Raw genomic sequence first — 20613 nt, 5'->3', positions numbered from 1 at the left:
CACAGCCGATATCAGGGCCGTCTGTCCAACAGCCCGCCGTAAGGCGGGTCGTGCCGCGTCGATGCAGGTCGCAGCCGGAATGGTGCCGGGCTCGCGCCGGGCCTCGTCGCTTGGCAGGCGGAGGCCGAGGACAGGCTTCCGTTCCTATTCTCCGCCGCCAAGCGAATGGACATAGATCGCAAGTTCCTTGACCTTGGTCTCGCCGAGGCGGCCGATCCAGGCCGGCATCACGCCATGTTTCGGCGCGCGGACCTGGGCGGCGATGTCGGTCTCGCCGGATCCGTAGAGCCAGATCGCGTCGGTCAGGTCGGGCGCACCCAACTCCCTGTTGCCTTTCGCGTTGTCGCCGTGGCAGGCCACGCAGTTCTCCGCAAAGACCTTGGCGCCGGGTTCGACCAGTTTCGCGTCCTGGACTTGGCCGGAAAGGCTGGCGGCATAGGCGCTGACCTGTTTGATCTGGTCGGCCGTTATGATGTCGCCAAAAGCCGGCATTTCCGACAGGCGCGTGTCCGGGTCGGATGGGAAACGGATGCCATGCGTAATCGTCTGCTGGATCTGGTCGGCGTTGCCGCCCCACAGCCAGTCGTCGTCGTTGAGATTGGGAAAGCCGGCTGAGCCCTGGGCGCCTGAGCCGTGGCACTGCACGCAGTTGACCTTGAACGCGGCACCACCGGCCGCGACCGCGAATTCGCGCAGCGCGTCGTCGGCAGCGATCTCGGAGATGCTCTTCGCCTCGATGGCGGCGATATACTTGCCCTTGGCGACCTCGGCCGCCGCCAACTCGTTCCTGACGTCATTGCGGCTCGAATAGCCGAGCACACCCTTGGTTGCCGAGGTCAGCATCGGCCACGCCGGGTACGCAATGGTGTAACCGATCGCCCAGACAATGGTGACGTAGAAAGTTATAACCCACCAGCATGGAAGCGGGTTGTTCAGCTCCCTAATGCCATCCCACTCGTGGCCGGTCATAGAGACGCCGGAGAATTCATCGATGTGCTCGTCGCTCATGATCACTCGTCCTGAAGCGGAACTCGGGCAGCTTCGTCGGCCAGCTTGCCGCTGCCGGGGCGGAGCGCGAAGGCGATTGCGCCGACGAAGAAGAGCGCCATGGCAACCAGGACCCAGCTGTCAGCAAACTCCCGCATCAAATTGTAATCCATCGACATTTCCCTCAGCGGTAGCCGGCGGCTTCGTCGTAGTTCTTGAAATCGACCAGCGTGCCGAGCATCTGCAGGTAGGCGACCAGCGCATCCATTTCGGTCACCTGCTGCGGGTTGCCGTCGAAGTCGCCGAGCTTGGCTTTGAGGTAGCGGGCTTCGACGCCGGATGTATCGGCGGCGGGATCAGCCTGCGCTCTCAGATCGGCATTGGCGCTGGCGATCATGTCATCGGAGTAGGGGACGCCAACGCGCGCATTCGCAACCAGATGCGTCGAGAAGTCCTTCACCTCGATCGGCGAGTCCTTCAGGAAGGCATAGCTCGGCATGACCGATTCCGGGACTACCGAGCGCGGGTCGGCAAGATGCTGGACGTGCCATTCGTTGGAATAGCGGTCGCCGACCCGGGCAAGGTCAGGGCCGGTGCGCTTCGATCCCCACTGGAACGGATGGTCGTACATCGACTCGGCCGCCAGGCTGTAGTGGCCGTAGCGTTCGACTTCATCGCGGAACGGCCTGATCATCTGGCTGTGGCAGAGGTAGCAGCCCTCGCGCACATAGACGTTGCGGCCCGCGAGCTCCAGCGGCGAATAGGGCCGCATGCCTTCGACCTTCTCGATTGTGTTGTCGAGATAGAAAAGCGGTGCGATCTCGACGATGCCGCCGATGGTCACGATCAGCAGTGACCCGACGAGAAGAAGCGTGGCGTTCCTCTCGATGAGGGCGTGTCCGTCCATCAAGCCCATTTTTTGGCTCCTGATCGCGCCGCTCGGAAGACTGGAGCGGAGCCCGGCATCGGCTCCTCCTCGCGCTGGTAGCCGAGGATGGTCATGGTGATGTTCCAGGCCATGATCAGGGCGCCGGACAGGTACATGGCGCCGCCGATGGCGCGCATGATATAGTATGGATGCATGGCGGCGACGGTTTCGGCGAAGGAGTAGACCAGGAAGCCCTGCTCGTCGTTTTCGCGCCACATCAGGCCCTGCATGACGCCAGAAACCCACATCACCGCGGCATAGACAACGATCCCGAGCGTCGCCAGCCAGAAGTGCCAGGTGACGAGCCGCAGCGAATAGAGCCGCTCGCGGTTCCAGAGCTTCGGCACCATGTAGTAGATTGCGCCGAACGAGATCATGCCGACCCAGCCGAGCGCGCCGGAATGGACGTGCCCGATGGTCCAGTCGGTGTAGTGCGACAGCGAGTTGACCGCCTTGATCGCCATCACCGGACCCTCGAGGGTCGACATGCCATAGAAGGCGATGGCCATCACCATCATGCGGATGATCGGATCGGTGCGGATCTTGTCCCAGGCGCCGGAGAGCGTCATCAGGCCGTTGATCATGCCGCCCCATGACGGCATCCACAGCATGATCGAGAACACCATGCCGAGCGTCTGCGCCCAATCGGGCAAAGCGGTGTAGTGAAGATGGTGCGGGCCAGCCCAGATGTAGAGGAAGATCAGCGCCCAGAAATGGATGATCGACAGGCGGTAAGAATAGACCGGCCGGTTCGCCTGCTTGGGCACGAAATAATACATCATGCCGAGGAAGCCGGAGGTCAGGAAGAAGCCCACGGCGTTGTGGCCATACCACCATTGCGTCAGGGCGTCCTGGACCCCGGAAAAGGCGGAGTAACTCTTCGAGCCCAGGAAGGATGCGGGCATCGACAGGTTGTTGATCACATGCAGCATCGCGATGGTCACGATGAAGGAAAGGTAGAACCAGTTGGCGACGTAGATGTGCGGTTCTTTGCGCTTCAAGATCGTGCCGAGGAACAGGATTAGATAGGCGACCCACACGACGGTCAGCCACAGGTCGACATACCATTCCGGTTCGGCATATTCTCGGCTCTCGGTGATGCCGAGCAGATAGCCGGTCGCGGCCATGACGATGAAAAGCTGGTAACCCCAGAACACGAACCAGGCGAGATTGCCGCCGAACAGTCGGGCGCGGCAGGTGCGCTGTACGACATAGAGAGACGTGCAAAGCAGCGCGTTGCCGCCGAAAGCAAAAACGACGCCGGATGTATGCAGCGGCCGCAAGCGGCCGAAGTTAAACCAGGGCTCGATGTTGAGATCGGGGTAGGCGAGCTGCAGCGCGATGACCACGCCCACCAGCATGCCGATGACGCCCCAGAACACTGTTGCGATGGCCCCGTAACGGATCGGCCCGTCCATGTAAGCGGAGGGGTCGGTCGGCGCCGCCGGCTTGAATTCCGTTTTGCGCAACAGGATCGCCGTGAAGCCAGTCACGGCGAAAAACAAAATCCACATATGCTGGCGAAAAGGTTCATCTACGCCGAAGCCGGCAGCCACCAGGGCCGCAAAGGCAAACAGGCTTAGAAGGACGATCGCTGTGCCGAATTTCATCGCAAATCCCGATCTCGAATTCGGCGGACGCCAAATCCCCAATGCATTAATTGCGCAGCTGCCGCCTGCTCGCCCTGATCCATGTCAGAGCCGCACGATCTTACTTGGGCAGCATCAAGTTCGGTTCAATCTGAAGGTGGCGATTGACGAGAGAACGCAGCACGGGCCGCCCCTCTCATGGACAGGCCCGGCGTCTTTGGGTCTGGCCCGTGCGGAGGCGGTCCGGAGTGATGTGATGAAGCGTGCCCATTTGCAAAAGCTGAGGCTTTGCGACACGCTGGAAATTATTGCCGATGCCCTGCCGAACGTCGATCGCCTCAGATGCCTCAGGACGGCCAGCGCGATCGTTCAGCTGCTTCGTGACATTCATAGGTTCGAGGAGACGGTGATTTTTCCTGCGTATGAGGCGAACTTGACGTCGGCCGAGGCCAATCTTGCCTCTACCGCCCGGTTGCGCGTCGAGCACATCGAGGATCAATGTTTCGCCGGCGAGGTAGCCGAATCGCTCCTGGCGATCGGTCATGGTGAACCGATAGAGAGCGCGGAAGCTGTGAGGTTCATGTTACGCGGCTTCTTCGACGGCCTGCGGCGACACATCGCGTTCGAACGCGAGCATGTCCTGCCTCGGATCGGAGTGAGCGATACGGATCCCGCCGCTTAGGCTCATTCAAATGGTGGTTGCCGCGCCCTTCGGCCGCCGCAGCGCTGCTCCAGCCGGTTCATGCTATCCACCGTCACATGGCGTTTGTTCTCGATCCGGATCACGCCATCGGCCCGCAATCGCGTCAGCTGGCGGCTCACGGTCTCGTTCGTAAGTCCAAGGAAATCCGAGATATCGGCACGCGTCAGCGGCAGATCGAACGACGCTGACCTGGCGGCCGGGTCAATACTGGAATCGGTATTCCGGGCGATCATGAGGAGAAAACTGGCTACCTTTTCCGATGCGGTCTTGCGCCCCAAGGTCACCATCCAGTCGCGTGCTTCGTCGAGTTCATTCAGTGTCTGCTTAAGCAGGCGATGCTCGAGTTCCGGTGATTCCTTCATTATCCGTTCGATGGCTGCCTTCGGAAACGAACACAGGGAAACAGCTGTTGCCGCTTCCGCATTAATCTCGCTTTCCACCTTGAAGGGCCGTCCCAGAAAATCCGGTGCAAACTGAAGACCGACGATCTGCTGGCGCCCATCCGAAAGGCTCTTTGTTAGCTTCACCACGCCTGAAAGCACATTCGAATAGCTGTCGATGGCCTCGGCGTCGCCGATCAGTTCGACCCCTGCCTCGATCTGGTGCCTCGACGATACCTTGGCGAGCCCAACCAAATGGTCTGGATCGAGCGCGCCGCAGACACCGCGATGCCGTGCCTCGCAAGACTGGCAAAGAATGGGAAGGCCGGAACTGTGAATGTCTTGGCGTACTGTCATGCGTTCGCGCTATCCGATCCAAAGTGCCGGCAGGATAGCAATCTGGGGTAGAGAAATCCTTGCGGCAGTTTGTCCGTGCTGGTGGTTGACCGAAATCAGGGCTTTGGCTCACCAATGCGCCCAGAGTTCCGGCAATGCAATCCGGGTGGACCACGACATGCAATCGGAATTAGCTGCCAGACTTGGCGAGAACGTCCCGCGCTATACCAGTTATCCGACTGCGCCGCATTTCCATGCGGGCGTCGATGCTGCCGTTCACCGTGGCTGGTTAGAGGCGCTCGAAAGCGGTGACGAGATCTCCCTGTATCTGCACATCCCGTATTGCGACAAGCTCTGCTGGTTCTGTGCGTGCCATACCAAGCAGACGCGCCACTATGAGCCGGTGACCGCTTATCTGCGCTCGCTGCATGCTGAGATCGCGACGATTGCCGGTCTGGTCAGCGGCAAGGTACGTGTCCGTGCAATTCACTTCGGTGGCGGTTCGCCAACGATGCTGAAGCCCGATGACATGGTTGCTCTGGGAGCGGTCTTGCGGGACAGCTTCGATTTTCTACTGGATGCCAAGATCAGCGTCGAGATCGAACCCAACGACATGGACGAAGCACGCCTTGACGCACTTGCCGAGATCGGCATGACGCGGGCGAGCCTCGGCGTGCAGGATTTCGATCCGAAAGTGCAGAAGGGGATCAACCGAGAGCAAAGCTTTTTGCAGACCAAGGCAGTCGTCGAGGGAGTTCGTTTACGCGGCGTCGGATCGGTCAATCTGGACCTGCTCTATGGCCTGCCGCACCAAACCAAGGAGAGCGTCTGTTCCACCGTAGCGCAGGCGCTGACCCTGGAACCGGACCGGATGGCGCTGTTCGGCTACGCACATGTGCCCTGGTTCAAGAAGCATCAGACGATGATCGACGAGGCATGGCTGCCAGGCCCCGCGGAGCGGCTCGCCCAATCGCAACTCGCTGCGCGAGCGATTGTGGACAAGGGATACGAAGCGATAGGGCTTGATCATTTCGCCAAGCCGGGCGATGCATTGGCGATAGCGGCCCGCGCGGGGGCTTTGCATCGCAATTTTCAGGGCTACACCGACGATCGCTGCGAGACATTGATCGGACTTGGCCCTTCATCTATCGGCCGTTTTCGCCAGGGCTACGTACAGAACATGCCTTCGACCGCCGAGTACGGACGCATGGTTGCGGATGGCGGGCTGGCCGCCGTCCGCGGCATCGCGCTTTCCGACGACGATCGTGTGCGTGGCTGGATCATCGAGCGGCTGATGTGTGATTTCGCCTTCTCGGCAATCGATCTGGTGGAACGCTTCGGCGAAGCCGGCCAGAAGCTCCTTCGTCAGTCGAGTTCCATCGCCCTGCACGATCCCCTTCGATTGCTTGAACTCGATGGCGACAGTTTCGTCGTGCGGGATGAAAGTCGCCCCTTCATCCGAAGCATCGCGGCCAAGTTCGACAAATATTTCGAAAGCGGAACGGCCAGGCACTCGGTGGCAGTCTGAACGTCACAGAGTACGGTCGCCGCGAACCGACTGTGCTACGCACTCATCCGCGAAACCGTCGCATAAAGATAGGGTTCCAGAACCTATAGGCGGCGCCACGGTCGGACTTGACCAACTCTCTGCCTCGGTTACTCGGAACCTGAACCCGGCCGGGATCGCGATTTCTCCGTCACGCTTGCCGTCGGCAAACCTTCTTTTCTGGCCTTAGCAAACGCGCGGTCGCTTTCCAGAAATTCCGCCAGCATAAATGGGATCAGTTCAGCCACCGTTTCTGACTCGCCATAGGTCTGACGGTAAATCGCCGCATAGTCCTGAAGCGCTTGGCTCAGGTCCGCGCTAACTGTGATGGTGATCTTGGAAGGCGTCCGGTCCGGAAGCTTCCCAAGTTTCAGGTGCGTCATGATTACTCCAATGAAAGAACACAAGGGCGGAATCGGCGCTTGTGCCGTTGTTTCCTTGGGTTCGGTTGCGTTTTGACCGGCTTTGCGACCGATCGGCTACATCTCCCCCATTCGCGCAGAACAGACTTCGCTGTCCTGCTGCTCTGAACCATTCTCCAATCCGTGACCCTGACTATCCGGCTTCAGTCACATAGTGGCGTTCGGCTCCCGGCTTCCCATTCTCCTTTAAGAGCGCAACCAGATTTAAGAGCGCAACCCAGACCTGCGGGCTCGCTAGGCAATCATCAGGACAGCCGGGATATTGTGGACGATGAACTCTCCTCGCCGTGGGCGCCGCGCCGCTCGTAAAGACGTTGGTCGCGCAGGATCTGAAAGGCGATCGTCAAAAGCTTGCGCGCCATCACTGTTTGATGATCTTGCCGTGATATGTCTTGCCGCCGGAGGATTAGGTGGAGGAACAAGACCGGCATAGGCGGCCAGCTTCTTCGGGCTGTGGAAGCGGCTGATGTCGTCGATCTCGGCGTCGATCAGCCGGGCGAAGAACTCCTCGATGCCGGGAATGGTCTTCAAACGCTTCGCGTTGCCATTGGTCTTGGTCATCGCCCGGATCGTCGCTTCCGACTGCTTAATCCGCCCGTAGATATCGCCGACGAACTCCAGCCCCCGATCGATCTGGATGCGATCGATGTCCGACACGCTGAGCGCAGCGAACTGCTGGCGACCGGCCTTGCCACACAGGTCGCCCAACTTCCTCAACTGCGCTGTCTGCTCTGGATAGGGGTCGAACACCGTGAGGATCCGGTTCTTCACCGTCGTGCGCAGCCGCACATAGAACATCCGCTCTCGGAGCGCTATGCGAAGCTCCCGGGTCTTCTCACCGGGAGCCCACGCCTCCGGCACCAGGCCGGCCCGCAGAAGATGCGCCAAAACCGTCGCGTCGATCTTGTCCGTTTTGATCTTGGCGTCGGCGATCGCCTTCACCTTCAAGGGATGCGCCAGCATAACATCGTCGCAGATGTCGTCCAGCCGGTCGTACATCACCATCCAGTTGCGCGTCGCTTCCAGAACGGCATTAGAGTTGTCAGAATATCGTTCCAGAAATGAGCTGAGAGATTGACGGTCGTTCTTCACCCGTCCGGGTTGCAGCATCTTGCCAGTTGAATTCTGCACGACCAAGTGGCTATAGCTTTTGTGGTAATAGACGCCCATGTGAAAATCATAAGGTGCAGTCACGTTTTGCCTTCCTTCCATGAGTTTTTCTAAAACCAGGAAAGGTAAGCCAAACGGCGCAAGACGTGACTGTCCCAACATTATCTGCATCTCAGCGATCCGTTCTCCCAGCGGGCGAAGCCTCTTTCATGCCACCTCCTTTTCAACTTGGGTAAGGCCGCAATACAAGATCCTTGTGCACGATTACGCGCAGCGGCCAACCAGGGCGCACGGTGATTGTGGGTTGAATGTTGAGGTTCTTTTCGGTGATGCGCTGGCCAGCTTGACTGACGTTCTGCTGAGCCGATTCCCGGATCGCTTTAACCAAATCGCTTTCGTTCTCCCCAAAGCTCAACTCGGTGCCGACACCCAGCAACGTAGCCAGCGCAACGCCCTTGATCAGCTGCCAGGTGTGGAAATCGACCTTGTCCTCCAGCCCTGCATAGCCGGCAGTGTCCGTCGCTGGCAGATTGTCGATTTCGATCGAGGAACCGTCGGGCAGGATTATTCGCTGCCAGACCAACAATGCGCGCTTCTGTCCAAAAGCGACGACGCTGTCATAAGTGCCGATCAGCCGCGAGCCTTGCGGAATGAGCAGGATGCTGCCGGTGACGGTGTCATGCACATCCTCGGTGACCTGCGCGACGACCAGGCCGGGCAAGTCCGAATTGATGCCGGTGATGAGGCCTGCGGCGATCACGCTGCCGGCCATCAACTGACAGGGCGAAGCCGGCGTCTGCAGCGCATGCGGATTGTAGGTCCCGCTGGTGCTTCGCTGGTTAACAAAATCAAGCTTGCGCTGCTGATTGTTCTGGTCGCCTTCGGCCGGCGCGACGACGGCTGACGCGCGTGCTGTATCGGATTGCGGAAGCGGTATCCCAAACGGCTGCGGCACACTTTGCCCACCGCTGGCGAGGTCCGTCTGCCTAGATCGATCGTCAATGCGGAAGAACACCTGCGATTCACGCGCCTCGATCGCCTGCTGGGCTAGACGCTGCTCCTCGGCGGAGATGTCCTGGCCCGGCGCGATGCCGAGCTGGCGCTGCCGCTCAAGGATGGGGCGACCTAGGTCGCCCGGCAATGGCGGCCCAAGGACGGGAGGCTTCGGCTGCATTCCAGAGTAGTCCTTGGGGAGCGTATCGAGTCCCTCTGCGGTTGGTTTGCGCTCAGTGTTGTAGAGATCTTCAGCCTGGTCTTTGATGCGCAAGGCAGGTCCCTGAAGCGCTATCATCGTGACGCCCAGAATGGCACCGGATCCGACTGCGGCGATGGCAACGATCACACCGCGCCGGAACCGTACGGCGTGGCGAGGAGAAGCCCGCAACTGCAGCTGCTCCGGATCGAGTTTCGGCGGAGGATCGGAGCGAGGGATATCGGTCATGACCGCCTCCCTCACCTGCCGGAACGCGCAAAAAGTGGTATGCGCTGCGTCGGCTCCCGGCCGTCGGTCCTCGTGACGCGCACCACCTGCTGTTGCTTAGTGCCAAGGCGCAGTTCGGCAGCGGCAAAGAGACGATCGACGACGTAATAATTGCCGCGCATGCGGTAATTGACGAGTTGGTTGTTCCCGTCGGCACCGACGATGAAGAGGGGCGGCGCCTCGCCCTGATCGATACGGCGCGGAAACTCGATGTAGACCTTGCTGCCGTCGTCGAAGGCACGCGTCGGTCTCCAGGGCGGTGTGTCACCGGTGATCGAATAGCGGAAGCGAATATTCTCGAGCGCCACATTCGACGCCACCGGCATGACAGCCTCGGCTTGAGCGTTGCGTTGGCGCAGCGCGATGATCTGGTCCCCGCTGTACGTCCAGGAGATTGCAGCCATTGCCGTCTTCTCGGTGCTTTGAAGCTGCAGGTGATATGTCCGGCGCTCGGTGGTGATCACCAGATTTGTGCTGAGCCCGGGCGCAAAGGGTTTTACCAGCACATGGGTGCGCTGATTGTCACCGGTGCCGCTGACGGTGTCGCCAATGACCCAGCGCACCGTGTCGCCGGCCGACACGGATGTCAGTTTCTCGCCCGGTTGCAGAGCGATATCGCTGACGCGCTCCGGCGCGGCATAGAGCTGATAAAGTGCACCATCGGTGAAGGGATAGACCTGCACCGCATTGACATAGCCGTACTTGGTGGGCTGCTGCGTCGCCGCCTTGTTGGCATCAGCGATGCGTTCTTCAGGAGAGCGCTTGTCCTCAACGACCTTGCTCGGATCAGGCTGTAGCTGGCCGGGCAGCGGCAGCGGCTTTGGCACCTCGACGATCTTGACCGGCTTCTCGGGCGCCTTCTCGATCGCGGCTAGTTTGAAATCGGCACCATCGTAAGAAATCTGAGGTGGCGGCACTGGCTTCGACGCGCAGGCGGGAAGGAAAGCTGCTGACGCGGACAGGATCAGCGCGGCACGGAACGATGGGGCTCTATTTGTCATTGGCGGGCTCCTTCGGGGAAACGGATGTTGGCGCGGCGCTGTCGAGCTCACGCGACCAGTCGATGGCGTTGATGAAGACGCCGAGCGGGTTGTTGCGCAATTGGTCCGTATTGCTCGGCGGGCGGATCACGATGGTGAGGATCGCGGTCCAGCGCGTCGTGCTGGCCAGGCTGCCGCGCTCAAAAGCCTGCTCGGTCCATTTGACCTGGAACGAGCTGTTGGAAGCCCTAACCACACTGGTCACCTGCACCGACACGCTGCGCGTGCCGATCTGACCGAAGGGGTCGTTGGCCTTCGCATATTCGTTGAGGAAAAGGGCCGCCCGGTCGGTGGCAAAGTCGTAGGCCGCTAGCCAGTTCTGCCGGACCAGGACCGGATCGGTGGAGATCGAACGGACGTTCTGGATGAAACGGCCGAGGTGCCAGGCGATCTGGGCGTCGGAGGCCCCGTAATCCTGGATTGCCGGCGCAACGGCGCGCGTCTCACCGAAGCGATCAACCTCGACGACGTAGGGCACGACTCGACTTTGCATCGACTGCCAAACGAGCCCGCTGGAGAGCCCAGTTGCCAAGGCCAGACAGCCAAGAGCCATGAGCCGCCAGTTGCGGGCCTGCATCCGCGATGAGCCGATGCGCTCATCCCAGAGCTGGGCGGCCTTCTGATACGGCGTGACCGGCTCGGGCGTCTTGCCGTAGCGTTGAACGGGTCGCTTGAAGAGCATCTAGTCGTCCTTGTCATTGAGAGAGGGATTGGCGCTGCCGCCCGGTCTGTCGCCGTCGCGGACGGCCTGAATGGCGGCGTGGCGATGAGCACGGGCGGTCTGTTCGGAACGCAAGCGCCTTGCCCATGTCGGCGCGGCATCGGCGGCCGTGCCAGCTAGGCTTCCGGTCATTGACGCGGTCGGCGTACCGCCGGTCGCGGTCCAAGCGGCTTCGCGCCCGACATCAGCGCTGCGCCCGAACGCTCCGGCTGCAGATCGTGCTGCTCGCATCGAGGCGCCGCCGGCGGCACTGGTCACACCATGCATTCCGGCAGTCACACCGGACAGGCCGGTATCGGGCGACGTTGCACGTCCCAACTGCCATGCCGAGGAAGCTGCCGAGCCCATGGTCGTGCCGGCTCGGACTGCGGCGAGACCGCCGCCGGCCGCTATGCGCGCGCCAGCGAACGCCGCGCCTCCGGCGACGAGCGATGCACCGGCTGCGGCCGCGGTGGTTCCAAGCGCGGCGCCAGCACCAAGCTGGGGCGCGCCTGAGACAAGACCCGAAGCGATCCCTGGCCCGAAAATGCCGAGCCCAAGCAGTGCCAGCGCACCCAGCACCTGAGACATGGCAGCGGCCAGATCCGGCTCCTTGCCCTGCAGCGCCGAAGCGAACTCGCCGAACAGCGTGGAGCCGATGCCAACGATGACGGCGAGCACCATGACCTTGATGCCCGATGAGATGACGTTGCCAAGCACACGCTCGGCGAGAAACGCTGACCGGTTCCAAAGCGCGAAGGGCACAAGAACGAAGCCAGCCAGCGTGGTGAGTTTGAATTCGAGGATAGTGATGAAGAGTTGGATGGAGAGGATGAAGAAGGCGATGATGACCAGGAACCAGGCTATGAGCAGCACGAAGATGGTGAGCGCGTTGCCGAAGATTTCCGGAAACCCGAGCAGCTGACTTGCCTGATCCAGCAGCGGCCAGGCGCCTTCGAAACCGGTTGCGGCGATGCGGCCTGGATGGAGAAGATTGTCGGGAGATAGGTTGCCGGAGGAGGCGTTGATGCCGAGGCCGGCAAAGGAGCGATAGAGGATGTCGGCGAGATTCTTGAAGTTGTTCAGGATGAAGGCGAACACGCCGACATAGAGCACCTTGCGGGTGAGCCTGCCGAGAATGTTTGGCTCGTCGCCGAGCGCCCAGGCCTGCCCTGCCAGCGTGATGTCGATGCCGATCAGGATCGTGGTGAGGAAGGCGACGTCGCCCGAGAGCAGACCGAAACCGCTGTCGATGTAGCGGATGAAGGTCTCCATAAACCGGTCGATGACGCCAAGGTCGTTCATGCCGCCGCCTTCCTCGCTGTGAAAAAACTGGTTCAGTTGCCGGGATAGGCTGTGCCGGTGCCCAGGAAGTGCTTGGTCGTCTCGCGGGCGGCTTCCTCTGACTGAACCTTACGCGCCTCATCCTCGGCCTCAGCTCGAAATTGCGTCGCGAGCAGCGTCTGGATCTGCATCTGCTGTTTGGTCGAAAGCGCGATCAGTTGATTGGTGGCCTGGCTTGCCTCAAGCGCACCGGCCGCACCTTGGCTGCGATTGACGAGATCGGCGAGCAGGTCGCCGTCGCCGCGGACATTCTCAATGATCTGTGACTGCACACCCATGGTTTGCCGGAACGCCTGCATGGCGCTCTGCCAACGCTCGCGTGCGGCACTCGCCACGTCGCTGACCTTGATCGTGGCGTCGTAGCTTTCCGGATATTGGTTGCGCCACTGGTCCTGGAGCTTAGTGAGATCGAAGCTCAGGCCACTCGCCTGGTCCATCAGACCGTCAATCCGTTGGAGTGAACCGGTAAGCTGGCCCACGGAAGAAAAATCCAGACTCTGAAGGTTGCGCGCCATGTTCTGTAGCATGGTCGCCTGGTTCTGAAGCGACTGGATCTGGTTGTTGATCTGCTCCAATGCGCGCGCCGCCGAGAGCACGTTCTGCGTATAGTTCGATGGATCAAAGACAATCAGGGCATAGGCTGGCTGAACATAGTCGGCCAATGGTTTGGCGATCAGGGAAAGAGCGATCAGGCTGGAGAGGAGGCGGTGTCGCATCATCATGATGATTGTTCCTTGGTTGTTTGAGGGAATTGCCGGAGAAGCTCGGCGGCCCAACCGAGGCCACGTGCGCTCAGGAAGCGGGAGGCAAAACTCTTCTGCCCGTCTTCGGACAACACGTTGTCGATCAGGGTCTGCGTGGCCGGATCGGAGGCGCCGCAAAAGGCGAGCGTGATCGGGCCGAGCCCAAGTTCGAAGAGACGGTTGCCACGGCGCGATTGCAGATAGTATTGCCGCTTCGGCGTGGCGCGGGCGATCAGTTCGATCTGGCGCTCATTCAGACCGAAGCACTCGTAGGCTGACCGCGCCTGCGGTTCCACGGCACGATCGTTGGGGAGAAAAATGCGCTGGGGGCAGCTCTCGATGATTGCGGGCGCGATGGAAGAGCCGGCGATGTCGGCAAGCGACTGCGTGGCGAAGATCACCGATACGTTCTTCTTTCGCAGCACCTTCAGCCATTCGCGGATGCGGGCGGCAAAGAGCGGGTTGTCAAGGTAGACCCACGCCTCGTCGAGCATCAGAAGCGTCGGCCGCCCATTGAACCGCTCCTCGAGACGATGGAACAGATAGGTGAGCACCGGCAGCACAGCACCTTGGCTGTGCATCAGTTCCTCGGTCTCGAAACACTGCACATCTGACAAGGCCAACCGATCGTCATCGGCATCGAGCAGCCGGCCAAAGGGACCGTCGAGCGTGTAGGGCATCAAGGCAGATTTCAGCGCATTGGACTGAAGCAGAACCGACAGGCCCGTCAGCGTGCGTTCCTGCGCTGGCGCGGTGGCAAGGCTGGTGATTGCCGACCAGATTGCCTCCTTCACCTCCGGCGTGACGGTGACGTTCTCATGGGCAATCAGCCCGGCGATCCATTCGGCCGCCCACCTACGGGTAGGCTGGTGGTCGATGTTTCGGAGCGGCTGGAAGGCAAGCGCACCATCCGCCCCCAGCGCGTGGTGTTCCCCACCCATCGCAAGCGTTGCCGCCCGAGCCGAATTGCCTTTGTCAAAGACATAGACCTGCGCCCCGGCATAACGTCGGAATTGCAGAGCAATCAGTGCAAGCAGAACCGACTTGCCGGCACCGGTCGGACCAACGATTAGCATGTGACCGACATCGTCGACATGGGTGGAAAGCCGGAATGGGGTCGACCCGCTGGTCTCGGCAAAGAGAAGCGGCGGCGCCTCTCGCTGGGTGACCTTGGCCAGATGTTCGTTTGCCGCCGGACCGGCCCACACCGACGACAGCGGCATGAGATGGGCGAGGTTCAGCGTGTGAATGAGCGGCTGGCGAACATTGGCATAGACATGGCCAGGCAGCGAGCCGAGCCAGGCTTCCACTGCGTTGACGCTTTCACGGATCGCGGTGAAGCCGAGCCCATTGATGATGCGCTCGACCGCGCGAAGTTTCTCCGCGGCGGCTTGGCGGTCCTCGTCCCACACCGTCACCGTAGTGGTGAGATAGCCGAAGCCGACATGATCCCCGCCCAATGCCTGAAGTGCTTCGTCGGCATCGAGCGCCTTGTTGTCGGCATCGCTGTCAACGAGAGGAACGGGTTCGTTGGTCACGACCTCGCGCAGGATGGCCGCGATCGATTTGCGCTTGGCAAACCACTGCCGGCGCAACCGCGTCAGAGTTTTCGTGGCGTCCGCCTTGTCGAGCGGAATGAAGCGCGTCATCCAGCGATAGGCGAAATCCTGATGGTTGAGAGCGTCGAGCATTCCGGGGCGGGTGAGGTTCGGAAAACCGAGCATGGTGAGTGTGCGCAGATGCTGCTCGCCCAGCATCGGCTCCAGCCCGCCGGTGAGCGGCGCGTCGACCAGCACGCCGTCCAGATACATCGGAGTCTCTGGCACTGTGAGTGGATGGCGGCGGGTCGAGATCGTGCCGTGCAGGTAAGTAAGCGTCTCGGCATCATCGAGCACGCGGACTTCGGGCATGAAGCCCGATAGAAGGTCCAGAAGGCGATCAGTCTCGTCACGGAACCGCGCCAGCTCTTGGCGCCAGTCTCTTTCGCCTTCTGAATGATGAGAGTCGACGAGAGCGCTTTCCGCGCGAGCTTGGTTGTCCGGCGGCGGCATGAATAGCGCGGTCAGGTGATAGCGGCTTTCGAAATGCGCGACCTTGCCCTCGAAGGCCGCACGCCGTTCCTCATCGACCAGCCATGACCCCGCGTCGGGAAAGCGCGAATTCGGATAACCTAGCGCTTCGATGCGCTCGGCTTCGAAGAACAATGCCCAACCGGAGCCAAGCCTTCTCAGCGCATTGTTTGCCCGCGCGCAGATGCCGACAAGTTCGGCTTCCGTCGCGCTTTCCAGATCGGGGCCGCGGAACCGGAACGTGCGCTGGAAGCTGCCGTCCTTGTTGAGCACGATGCCGGGCGCGACCAATGCGGCCCAAGGTAGGTGGTCGGCAAGCCGGTCGGCTTTGCGTCGATATTCCGAAAGGTTCAGCACGCAAGCCATCCCTTCAGGCGAAGGTGACGGACAAGCACGCTGGCGAAGTCCGGGTCCCGTCTTGCGGCAAAGACCGCGAGAGTGTGGCCGGCAATCCAGAGCACCATCCCGGCAATCCACTGCTGCAAGCCAAGACCTATGGCCGCGGCCACCGTGCCGTTGAGAATCGCTACCGCTCGCGGTGCGCCGCCCAGCAAGATCGGCTCGGTCAATGCGCGGTGAACGGGAACCTCAAAGCCCTCGATATGCTGCTCTCCGGTGGCCATCAGACAAGTGCCCCGCCGCCGAAGGAGAAGAAGGAGAGGAAGAAGCTCGATGCGGCGAAGGCGATCGACAGCCCGAAGACGATCTGGATAAGCCGGCGGAAACCGCCTGCAGTGTCGCCGAAGGCGAGCGTCAAGCCGGTGGTGATGATGATGATCACCGCGACGATCTTGGCGACCGGTCCCTGCACCGATTCCAGGATCTGCTGCAGCGGTTGTTCCCACGGCATGCCGGAGCCCGCTGCGTAAGCTGGGGCCGTAGTAAGTAACGCGAGCACGGTGGACGAAAGAAAGCGAAGCTTCTTGCGCATGAGGTGGCCTTTCAAAGCTGCTGGAGTTGCGGAAGCGTGAGCGGGGCGACGGCATAATCGCCGCTGCCGTCGAGACCGGTTAACTCTGCGACCGCTTCGATGCGGCGCGAGGATCCGCGCCCGGCGATGAAGACGATCAGATCGATGGCATCGGCTATGAGACGGCGAGGCACGGTGACGACTGCTTCCTGGGCGAGTTGCTCGATCCGGTAGAGGGCGGAGCGCGCCGAATTGGCGTGAACCGTGGCGATGCCGCCGGGGTGGCCAGTGTTCCATGCCTTCAGCATGTCGAGGGCTTCCGCCCCTCGGACTTCGCCGACGATGATGCGGTCGGGCCTGAGCCGCAGCGTCGAGCGTACGAGATCGGCAAGCGTCACCGAGCCCCGGCTTGTCCTAAGCGCAACGCAGTCCTTGGCAGTGCACTGCAGCTCGCGTGTGTCTTCGATCAGGATCACCCGCTCGTCGCATTCGGCGACTTCGGCCAACAGCGCATTGGCGAGCGTCGTTTTGCCCGAGGACGTGCCGCCTGCGACCAATATGTTGCGCCGCTCACGCACAGCCTTCGCCAGCGCATCGGCCTGCAGCGGCAACATGATACGGTCGGCGACATAATTGGCCAGCGTGTAGAGTTTTGCCGCCGGCTTGCGGATGGCGAAGCATGGCGCCAGTACGACCGGCGGCAACAGCCCCTCGAAGCGCTCGCCCGAGGGCAGTTCGGCGCCGACGATCGGATTATCCGCGTGCGCCTCGGCGCGCACGTGGGAGGCGACCAGGCGGATGATGCGTTCCGCCTCGGAAGGGTGCAGATGTACGCCCGTATCGACACGGCCTTCTCCCAACCGGTCGAGCCGCAACGCACCGTCGGGATTGACCATCACCTCGATGACGGATGGATCGGCAAGGGCTTCGGTGATCGCCGGGCCCATTGCAGTGCGCAGCATCGCGCGGCGGCGATGGTCGGCCTCGGGATGAGAGCTCATCCTTCGCCTCCCCAGCAATTGCCTTTGCCAAGCGAGCGTTTCCCCGATGCGATCTGGCGACCGACTTGTTCGACGAACTTGTCGAAACGCTCCTGCGCAATCGCCTGCGTTGCCCTGTCCGGGACCGGCGTGTGGGCATGAAGCGTGATGGAAAAGCGGATGAACAGCGCCAGGCTCTCCAGGATCATCTCCACATCGCGCTTGACATGTCCAAGGTCCCGGGAGAGACGGTCGAGCCTCACGCCGTAGCGCCGGTCGAGCTCGTTCTCGCCACGCCGCTCGATGAACGCCTCGACCGCCTTCGCCACGATCGCTGATTTGGTCGTCGATGGATCGCGGCTGAGGTTGTCCAGTTTCTCGCTCAATTCAGGTTCGAGCAGAAACTGGTGACGAATGCGGTGGGGTTTCATGCGGCTTGTTCCAACCTGCCAGCGCTGGCACGCCGGCGACGGGAACAAGCATCGGCCAGATGCTCAAAAACGCTTATGGCCGTTATTTACGCTGAGATGCGCTCTGCAACTGAGCGGCGTTCAGAAGCCGGGCACGATGTCCTTGTCGTCGCCCCTGCCCTCGTTGATGCCGTAGGCGCGTCTCGCGGTCGAAATCCGATCCATCACACGTTTGTCGGCCACCGCCTCGCCATCGTCGTCAGTGAAGTCGAACAGATCGCTCTGATCAGGCTCGTTGGCGATGACCGTTTGTTCTTCAGGCAGACCGGGATGGCGCTGCTGCTGGACGCCTCCCTCGTCTTCGGTTGTCGCGCCGCCCCTGTCGTTGTCCCCAGCAAGACGGCGATCGACGCCGCGTACTTGTCCGCTCCAGTCGTGAGGGCGAGACACAGGTCGATCCGCGTAAGGTCCGTCGCCCGGCGCCAGCGAAGGCAGTACCCGTTCCGTGAAATTCTGATCCTGATAGTAACGCAGCTTTTTTGCGCGGATCGGCGGCAATCCCGAAACCAAAACCAACTCATCCGACGCGGGCAGCTGCATCACCTCGCCCGGCGTCAGCAGCGGTCGGGCAGTCTCCTGCCGGCTCACCATGACGTGCGAAAGCCAGGGCGCCAGCCGGTGACCGGCATAGTTGCGCATGGACCTCAGTTCCGTCGCCGTGCCGAGAGCGTCCGAGATACGCTTAGCCGTGCGCTCGTCATTGGATGAAAAGGCAATGCGCACATGGCAGTTATCGAGGATGGCGTTGTTCTCGCCATAGGCCTTTGAAATCTGGTTCAGGGATTGCGTAATTAGATAGACGCGGATGCCGTAGCCCGCCATGAAGGCGAGCGCGGTCTCGAAGAAATCGAGCCGACCGAGCGCCGGGAATTCGTCTAGCATCATGAGCAGCTGGTGCTTTCGGCTCTTCTTCGGATCGCCCTCCAGGCGCTCCGTCAGCCGCCGACCGATCTGATTGAGCACCAGTCGCACCAAAGGCTTGGTGCGCGAGAGGTCAGATGGCGGCACCACCAGATAGAGCGACATCGGTCGCTCGGCATCCATGAGATCGGCAATGCGCCAGTCGCTGGCCGATATTGCCGCCGCCACCGTCGGATCACGATAGAGCCCGAGAAACGACATGGCGGTCGAGAGAACGCCTGACCGCTCGTTCTCCGACTTGTTCAGGACCTCGCGCGCCGCCGACGCCACCACGGGATGGACCCGAGGCTTGTTCGTCGTGCCGAGATGGTTTGTCGCCATCATCCGCTGTAGCGTTGTGGCAAACGAACGTTGCGGGTTTGACAGGAAGGTGGCGACGCGGGCGAGTGTCTTTTCCTCTTCGGCGTACAGGACATGCAGGATGGCGCCGACAAGAAGTGAATGACTGGTCTTCTCCCAATGGTTCCGCCGCTCCAACGCGCCTTCGGGATCGACAAGAATGTCGGCGATGTTCTGAACGTCTCGAACCTCGTTCGGACCCTTGCGCACTTCCAGCAGAGGATTGTAGCGCACAGATCGCGGATCGGTCGGATTGAACAAAAGGCAGTGCGAGAACTTTGACCGCCATCCGGAAGTCAGCTCCCAGTTCTCGCCTTTGATGTCGTGAATGACAGTCGAGCCGGTCCAGGAAAGCAGCGTTGGAACAACCAATCCGACACCCTTGCCCGAGCGCGTCGGTGCGAAGGCCACGACATGCTCCGGTCCGTCGTGGCGAAGATAGCTATCCTTCAGCTTGCCGAGGAAAACGCCGTTCGGCCGAAACAGCCCAGCACGCTCGATCTCCTGTTTCATCGCCCATCGCGAGGAGCCGTAGGTGGTGACAAGTCCGCGCTGCCGCGCCCGCCAGAGCGACCCGGAGATCGCGGCGGCACAGCCCATGAATCCACTGACGCCGGCGAGAATACCAGCCTTGTCGAAGACCTCAGGGGCATAAGCGTCGAATTGGAACCACCATTCGAACAGTTTCCACGGTTTGTAGATCGGCCAGCCGGCCGCGACAAACCATGGCGATCCGAGTGGCGGCTGATGGGCAAGCATATGGGCGCACCATTGCGTTGCCGCCCAGATGCCAATAATGACGATCGCGAATACGACTGCGATCTGGCCAATCAGCAGCTTCGTGGGCGTCATCGGCTTTATCCGCTGTTCTGGAGGCTCAAGCATGGCACCGCGAGACCGCAACAGGAATGCGCCCTATGTACGACTTGGTGCGATGAGGCGATTGGAAGTGCGAAAAGCGACCATCCTGCTGGTCCTTCTTACGCTCGCAAAAATGGCGGCATGGTCCTTGACGAATTGGACAACAACTGTTCGGCGCCGCCTTCTGCAATGCCGCGCCAGCCTCACACGTGTCGCCGACGCTTAGATTTGTACTTTTCGGGTGCCGGACTTGCAGGATTTACGCTGCACGTCTCACGAAAAGCGGGCTGCTGAAAGCCTCAGAGTTCATCCTATCCTCCCGACCTGCTGAACAGCTAGTTGTGAACAGGCGCATCATCGACATCCGCCGACCATTGCAAAATGTGTTGTCAGGGCGATGACGCTTTCAAGAGAAATGTAGTCGCGTCATCCCCGGTAGCCACAGGCCGATTCCCGACATGCTGCTGCCGCAGGCGGTGAATCTAAATGGTTCCGACCCTTGCGGTCCGCCGTGCTGCGCCGGCCAAGCCATCACGAGCAGCTGCCGCTGACCCGCACGGCCATAGCGCTTGATAGTCTTGACCGACTACTCGCATCGAATCCTGCTGTGGAGCAAGCCCGCTTCGCAGAGGCCGAAGGTGATTCCAGGGTAGCTCGGATCGAGCTCCAGTCGCGCCGGCGTTAAAGGTGAGCCGCTTGAGGACGGGGGATGAAGCCGTCTCACTGCGGGGAGACTGCTGCTGGCGGGTGTTCGC

The 20613-nt window shown here is 61.2% G+C and carries 19 protein-coding genes and 1 pseudogene; 2 read left to right on the top strand and 18 right to left on the bottom strand.

Annotated features, from left to right (window positions below):
- Nucleotides 1–144: 144 nt before the first annotated feature.
- The 4 genes from ccoP to ccoN are packed head-to-tail and all read right to left on the bottom strand — an operon-like array spanning nucleotide 145 to nucleotide 3525.
- Complete coding sequence (gene ccoP, locus EH240_RS29820; RefSeq protein WP_125005300.1) at nucleotides 145–1008, bottom strand: cytochrome-c oxidase, cbb3-type subunit III; 864 nt, start codon at nucleotides 1006–1008, stop codon at nucleotides 145–147.
- Nucleotides 1009–1010: 2 nt separating this feature from the next.
- The gene (locus EH240_RS29815) at nucleotides 1011–1160 is read right to left on the bottom strand and encodes a cbb3-type cytochrome c oxidase subunit 3 (RefSeq protein WP_125005297.1); all 150 of its coding nucleotides are present in this window, start codon (nucleotides 1158–1160) and stop codon (nucleotides 1011–1013) included.
- A gap of 11 nt (nucleotides 1161–1171) precedes the next feature.
- The gene (ccoO, locus tag EH240_RS29810) at nucleotides 1172–1903 is read right to left on the bottom strand and encodes a cytochrome-c oxidase, cbb3-type subunit II (protein WP_125005296.1); all 732 of its coding nucleotides are present in this window, start codon (nucleotides 1901–1903) and stop codon (nucleotides 1172–1174) included.
- Entirely contained in the window at nucleotides 1894–3525 is a 1632-nt protein-coding gene (gene ccoN, locus EH240_RS29805) for a cytochrome-c oxidase, cbb3-type subunit I (RefSeq protein WP_125005294.1), read from the bottom strand. Before ccoN ends, ccoO begins: the two co-directional genes overlap by 10 nt.
- Here ccoN and EH240_RS39935 point away from each other — a divergent pair.
- Nucleotides 3512–4186, top strand: a complete 675-nt coding sequence (locus tag EH240_RS39935; protein ID WP_342634114.1) for a hemerythrin domain-containing protein — start codon at nucleotides 3512–3514, stop codon at nucleotides 4184–4186. The genes ccoN and EH240_RS39935 overlap by 14 nt on opposite strands.
- A 2-nt stretch (nucleotides 4187–4188) precedes the next feature.
- On the opposite strand, the gene EH240_RS29795 is transcribed toward EH240_RS39935, so the two are convergent.
- Nucleotides 4189–4944, bottom strand: a complete 756-nt coding sequence (locus EH240_RS29795; protein ID WP_125005292.1) for a Crp/Fnr family transcriptional regulator — start codon at nucleotides 4942–4944, stop codon at nucleotides 4189–4191.
- Nucleotides 4945–5101: 157 nt separating this feature from the next.
- On the opposite strand from EH240_RS29795, the gene hemN reads away from it, so the two are divergent.
- Nucleotides 5102–6451 (top strand): oxygen-independent coproporphyrinogen III oxidase, encoded by a 1350-nt coding sequence (gene hemN / locus EH240_RS29790; protein WP_125005349.1) that lies wholly within the window; start codon nucleotides 5102–5104, stop codon nucleotides 6449–6451.
- Between the two features lie 128 nt (nucleotides 6452–6579).
- On the opposite strand, the gene EH240_RS29785 is transcribed toward hemN, so the two are convergent.
- The 13 genes and pseudogenes from EH240_RS29785 to EH240_RS29725 all read right to left on the bottom strand — a co-directional run bounded on the left by EH240_RS29785 (nucleotide 6580) and on the right by EH240_RS29725 (nucleotide 19849).
- On the bottom strand, nucleotides 6580–6852 hold the full coding sequence (locus tag EH240_RS29785; RefSeq protein WP_125005290.1) for a DUF2274 domain-containing protein: 273 nt from the start codon (nucleotides 6850–6852) through the stop codon (nucleotides 6580–6582).
- Between the two features lie 284 nt (nucleotides 6853–7136).
- Nucleotides 7137–8085 (bottom strand): annotated as a pseudogene (locus tag EH240_RS29780) (IS110 family RNA-guided transposase).
- Nucleotides 8086–8224: 139 nt separating this feature from the next.
- Complete coding sequence (locus tag EH240_RS29775) at nucleotides 8225–9442, bottom strand: TraB/TrbI/VirB10 family type IV secretion system protein (protein WP_125005288.1); 1218 nt, start codon at nucleotides 9440–9442, stop codon at nucleotides 8225–8227.
- 11 nt (nucleotides 9443–9453) lie between these two features.
- A complete protein-coding gene (trbG, locus tag EH240_RS29770) occupies nucleotides 9454–10482 on the bottom strand; it encodes a P-type conjugative transfer protein TrbG (RefSeq protein ID WP_125005347.1) in 1029 nt (342 codons plus the stop codon).
- Nucleotides 10472–11203, bottom strand: a complete 732-nt coding sequence (trbF, locus tag EH240_RS29765; RefSeq protein ID WP_125005286.1) for a conjugal transfer protein TrbF — start codon at nucleotides 11201–11203, stop codon at nucleotides 10472–10474. Before trbF ends, trbG begins: the two co-directional genes overlap by 11 nt.
- Nucleotides 11204–12526, bottom strand: coding sequence for a P-type conjugative transfer protein TrbL (gene trbL / locus EH240_RS29760; protein ID WP_125005284.1), 1323 nt, complete (start codon nucleotides 12524–12526; stop codon nucleotides 11204–11206). It lies immediately after the preceding gene.
- A gap of 32 nt (nucleotides 12527–12558) precedes the next feature.
- On the bottom strand, nucleotides 12559–13284 hold the full coding sequence (trbJ, locus tag EH240_RS29755) for a P-type conjugative transfer protein TrbJ (protein WP_125005345.1): 726 nt from the start codon (nucleotides 13282–13284) through the stop codon (nucleotides 12559–12561).
- Complete coding sequence (gene trbE / locus EH240_RS29750; protein WP_125005281.1) at nucleotides 13284–15734, bottom strand: conjugal transfer protein TrbE; 2451 nt, start codon at nucleotides 15732–15734, stop codon at nucleotides 13284–13286. The genes trbJ and trbE overlap by 1 nt, the downstream gene beginning before the upstream one ends.
- Complete coding sequence (locus tag EH240_RS29745; RefSeq protein WP_125005279.1) at nucleotides 15728–16000, bottom strand: VirB3 family type IV secretion system protein; 273 nt, start codon at nucleotides 15998–16000, stop codon at nucleotides 15728–15730. The genes trbE and EH240_RS29745 overlap by 7 nt, the downstream gene beginning before the upstream one ends.
- Nucleotides 16000–16308 (bottom strand): TrbC/VirB2 family type IV secretion system protein, encoded by a 309-nt coding sequence (locus tag EH240_RS29740; RefSeq protein ID WP_125005277.1) that lies wholly within the window; start codon nucleotides 16306–16308, stop codon nucleotides 16000–16002. Before EH240_RS29740 ends, EH240_RS29745 begins: the two co-directional genes overlap by 1 nt.
- Nucleotides 16309–16319: 11 nt before the next feature.
- Nucleotides 16320–17288: a P-type conjugative transfer ATPase TrbB gene (trbB, locus tag EH240_RS29735; RefSeq protein ID WP_125005275.1), complete on the bottom strand. Its 969-nt coding sequence runs from the start codon at nucleotides 17286–17288 to the stop codon at nucleotides 16320–16322.
- Nucleotides 17285–17698: a CopG family transcriptional regulator gene (locus tag EH240_RS29730; RefSeq protein ID WP_125005273.1), complete on the bottom strand. Its 414-nt coding sequence runs from the start codon at nucleotides 17696–17698 to the stop codon at nucleotides 17285–17287. Before EH240_RS29730 ends, trbB begins: the two co-directional genes overlap by 4 nt.
- A gap of 120 nt (nucleotides 17699–17818) precedes the next feature.
- Complete coding sequence (locus EH240_RS29725) at nucleotides 17819–19849, bottom strand: conjugal transfer protein TraG (protein WP_125005271.1); 2031 nt, start codon at nucleotides 19847–19849, stop codon at nucleotides 17819–17821.
- Nucleotides 19850–20613: the final 764 nt, after the last annotated feature.

It is taken from the genome of Mesorhizobium tamadayense, assembly GCF_003863365.1.
GTDB classification, from domain to species: domain Bacteria; phylum Pseudomonadota; class Alphaproteobacteria; order Rhizobiales; family Rhizobiaceae; genus Mesorhizobium; species Mesorhizobium tamadayense.
The sequence above is the reverse complement of the archived record's forward strand: the minus strand, read 5'-3'. Positions and strand labels throughout refer to the sequence as shown.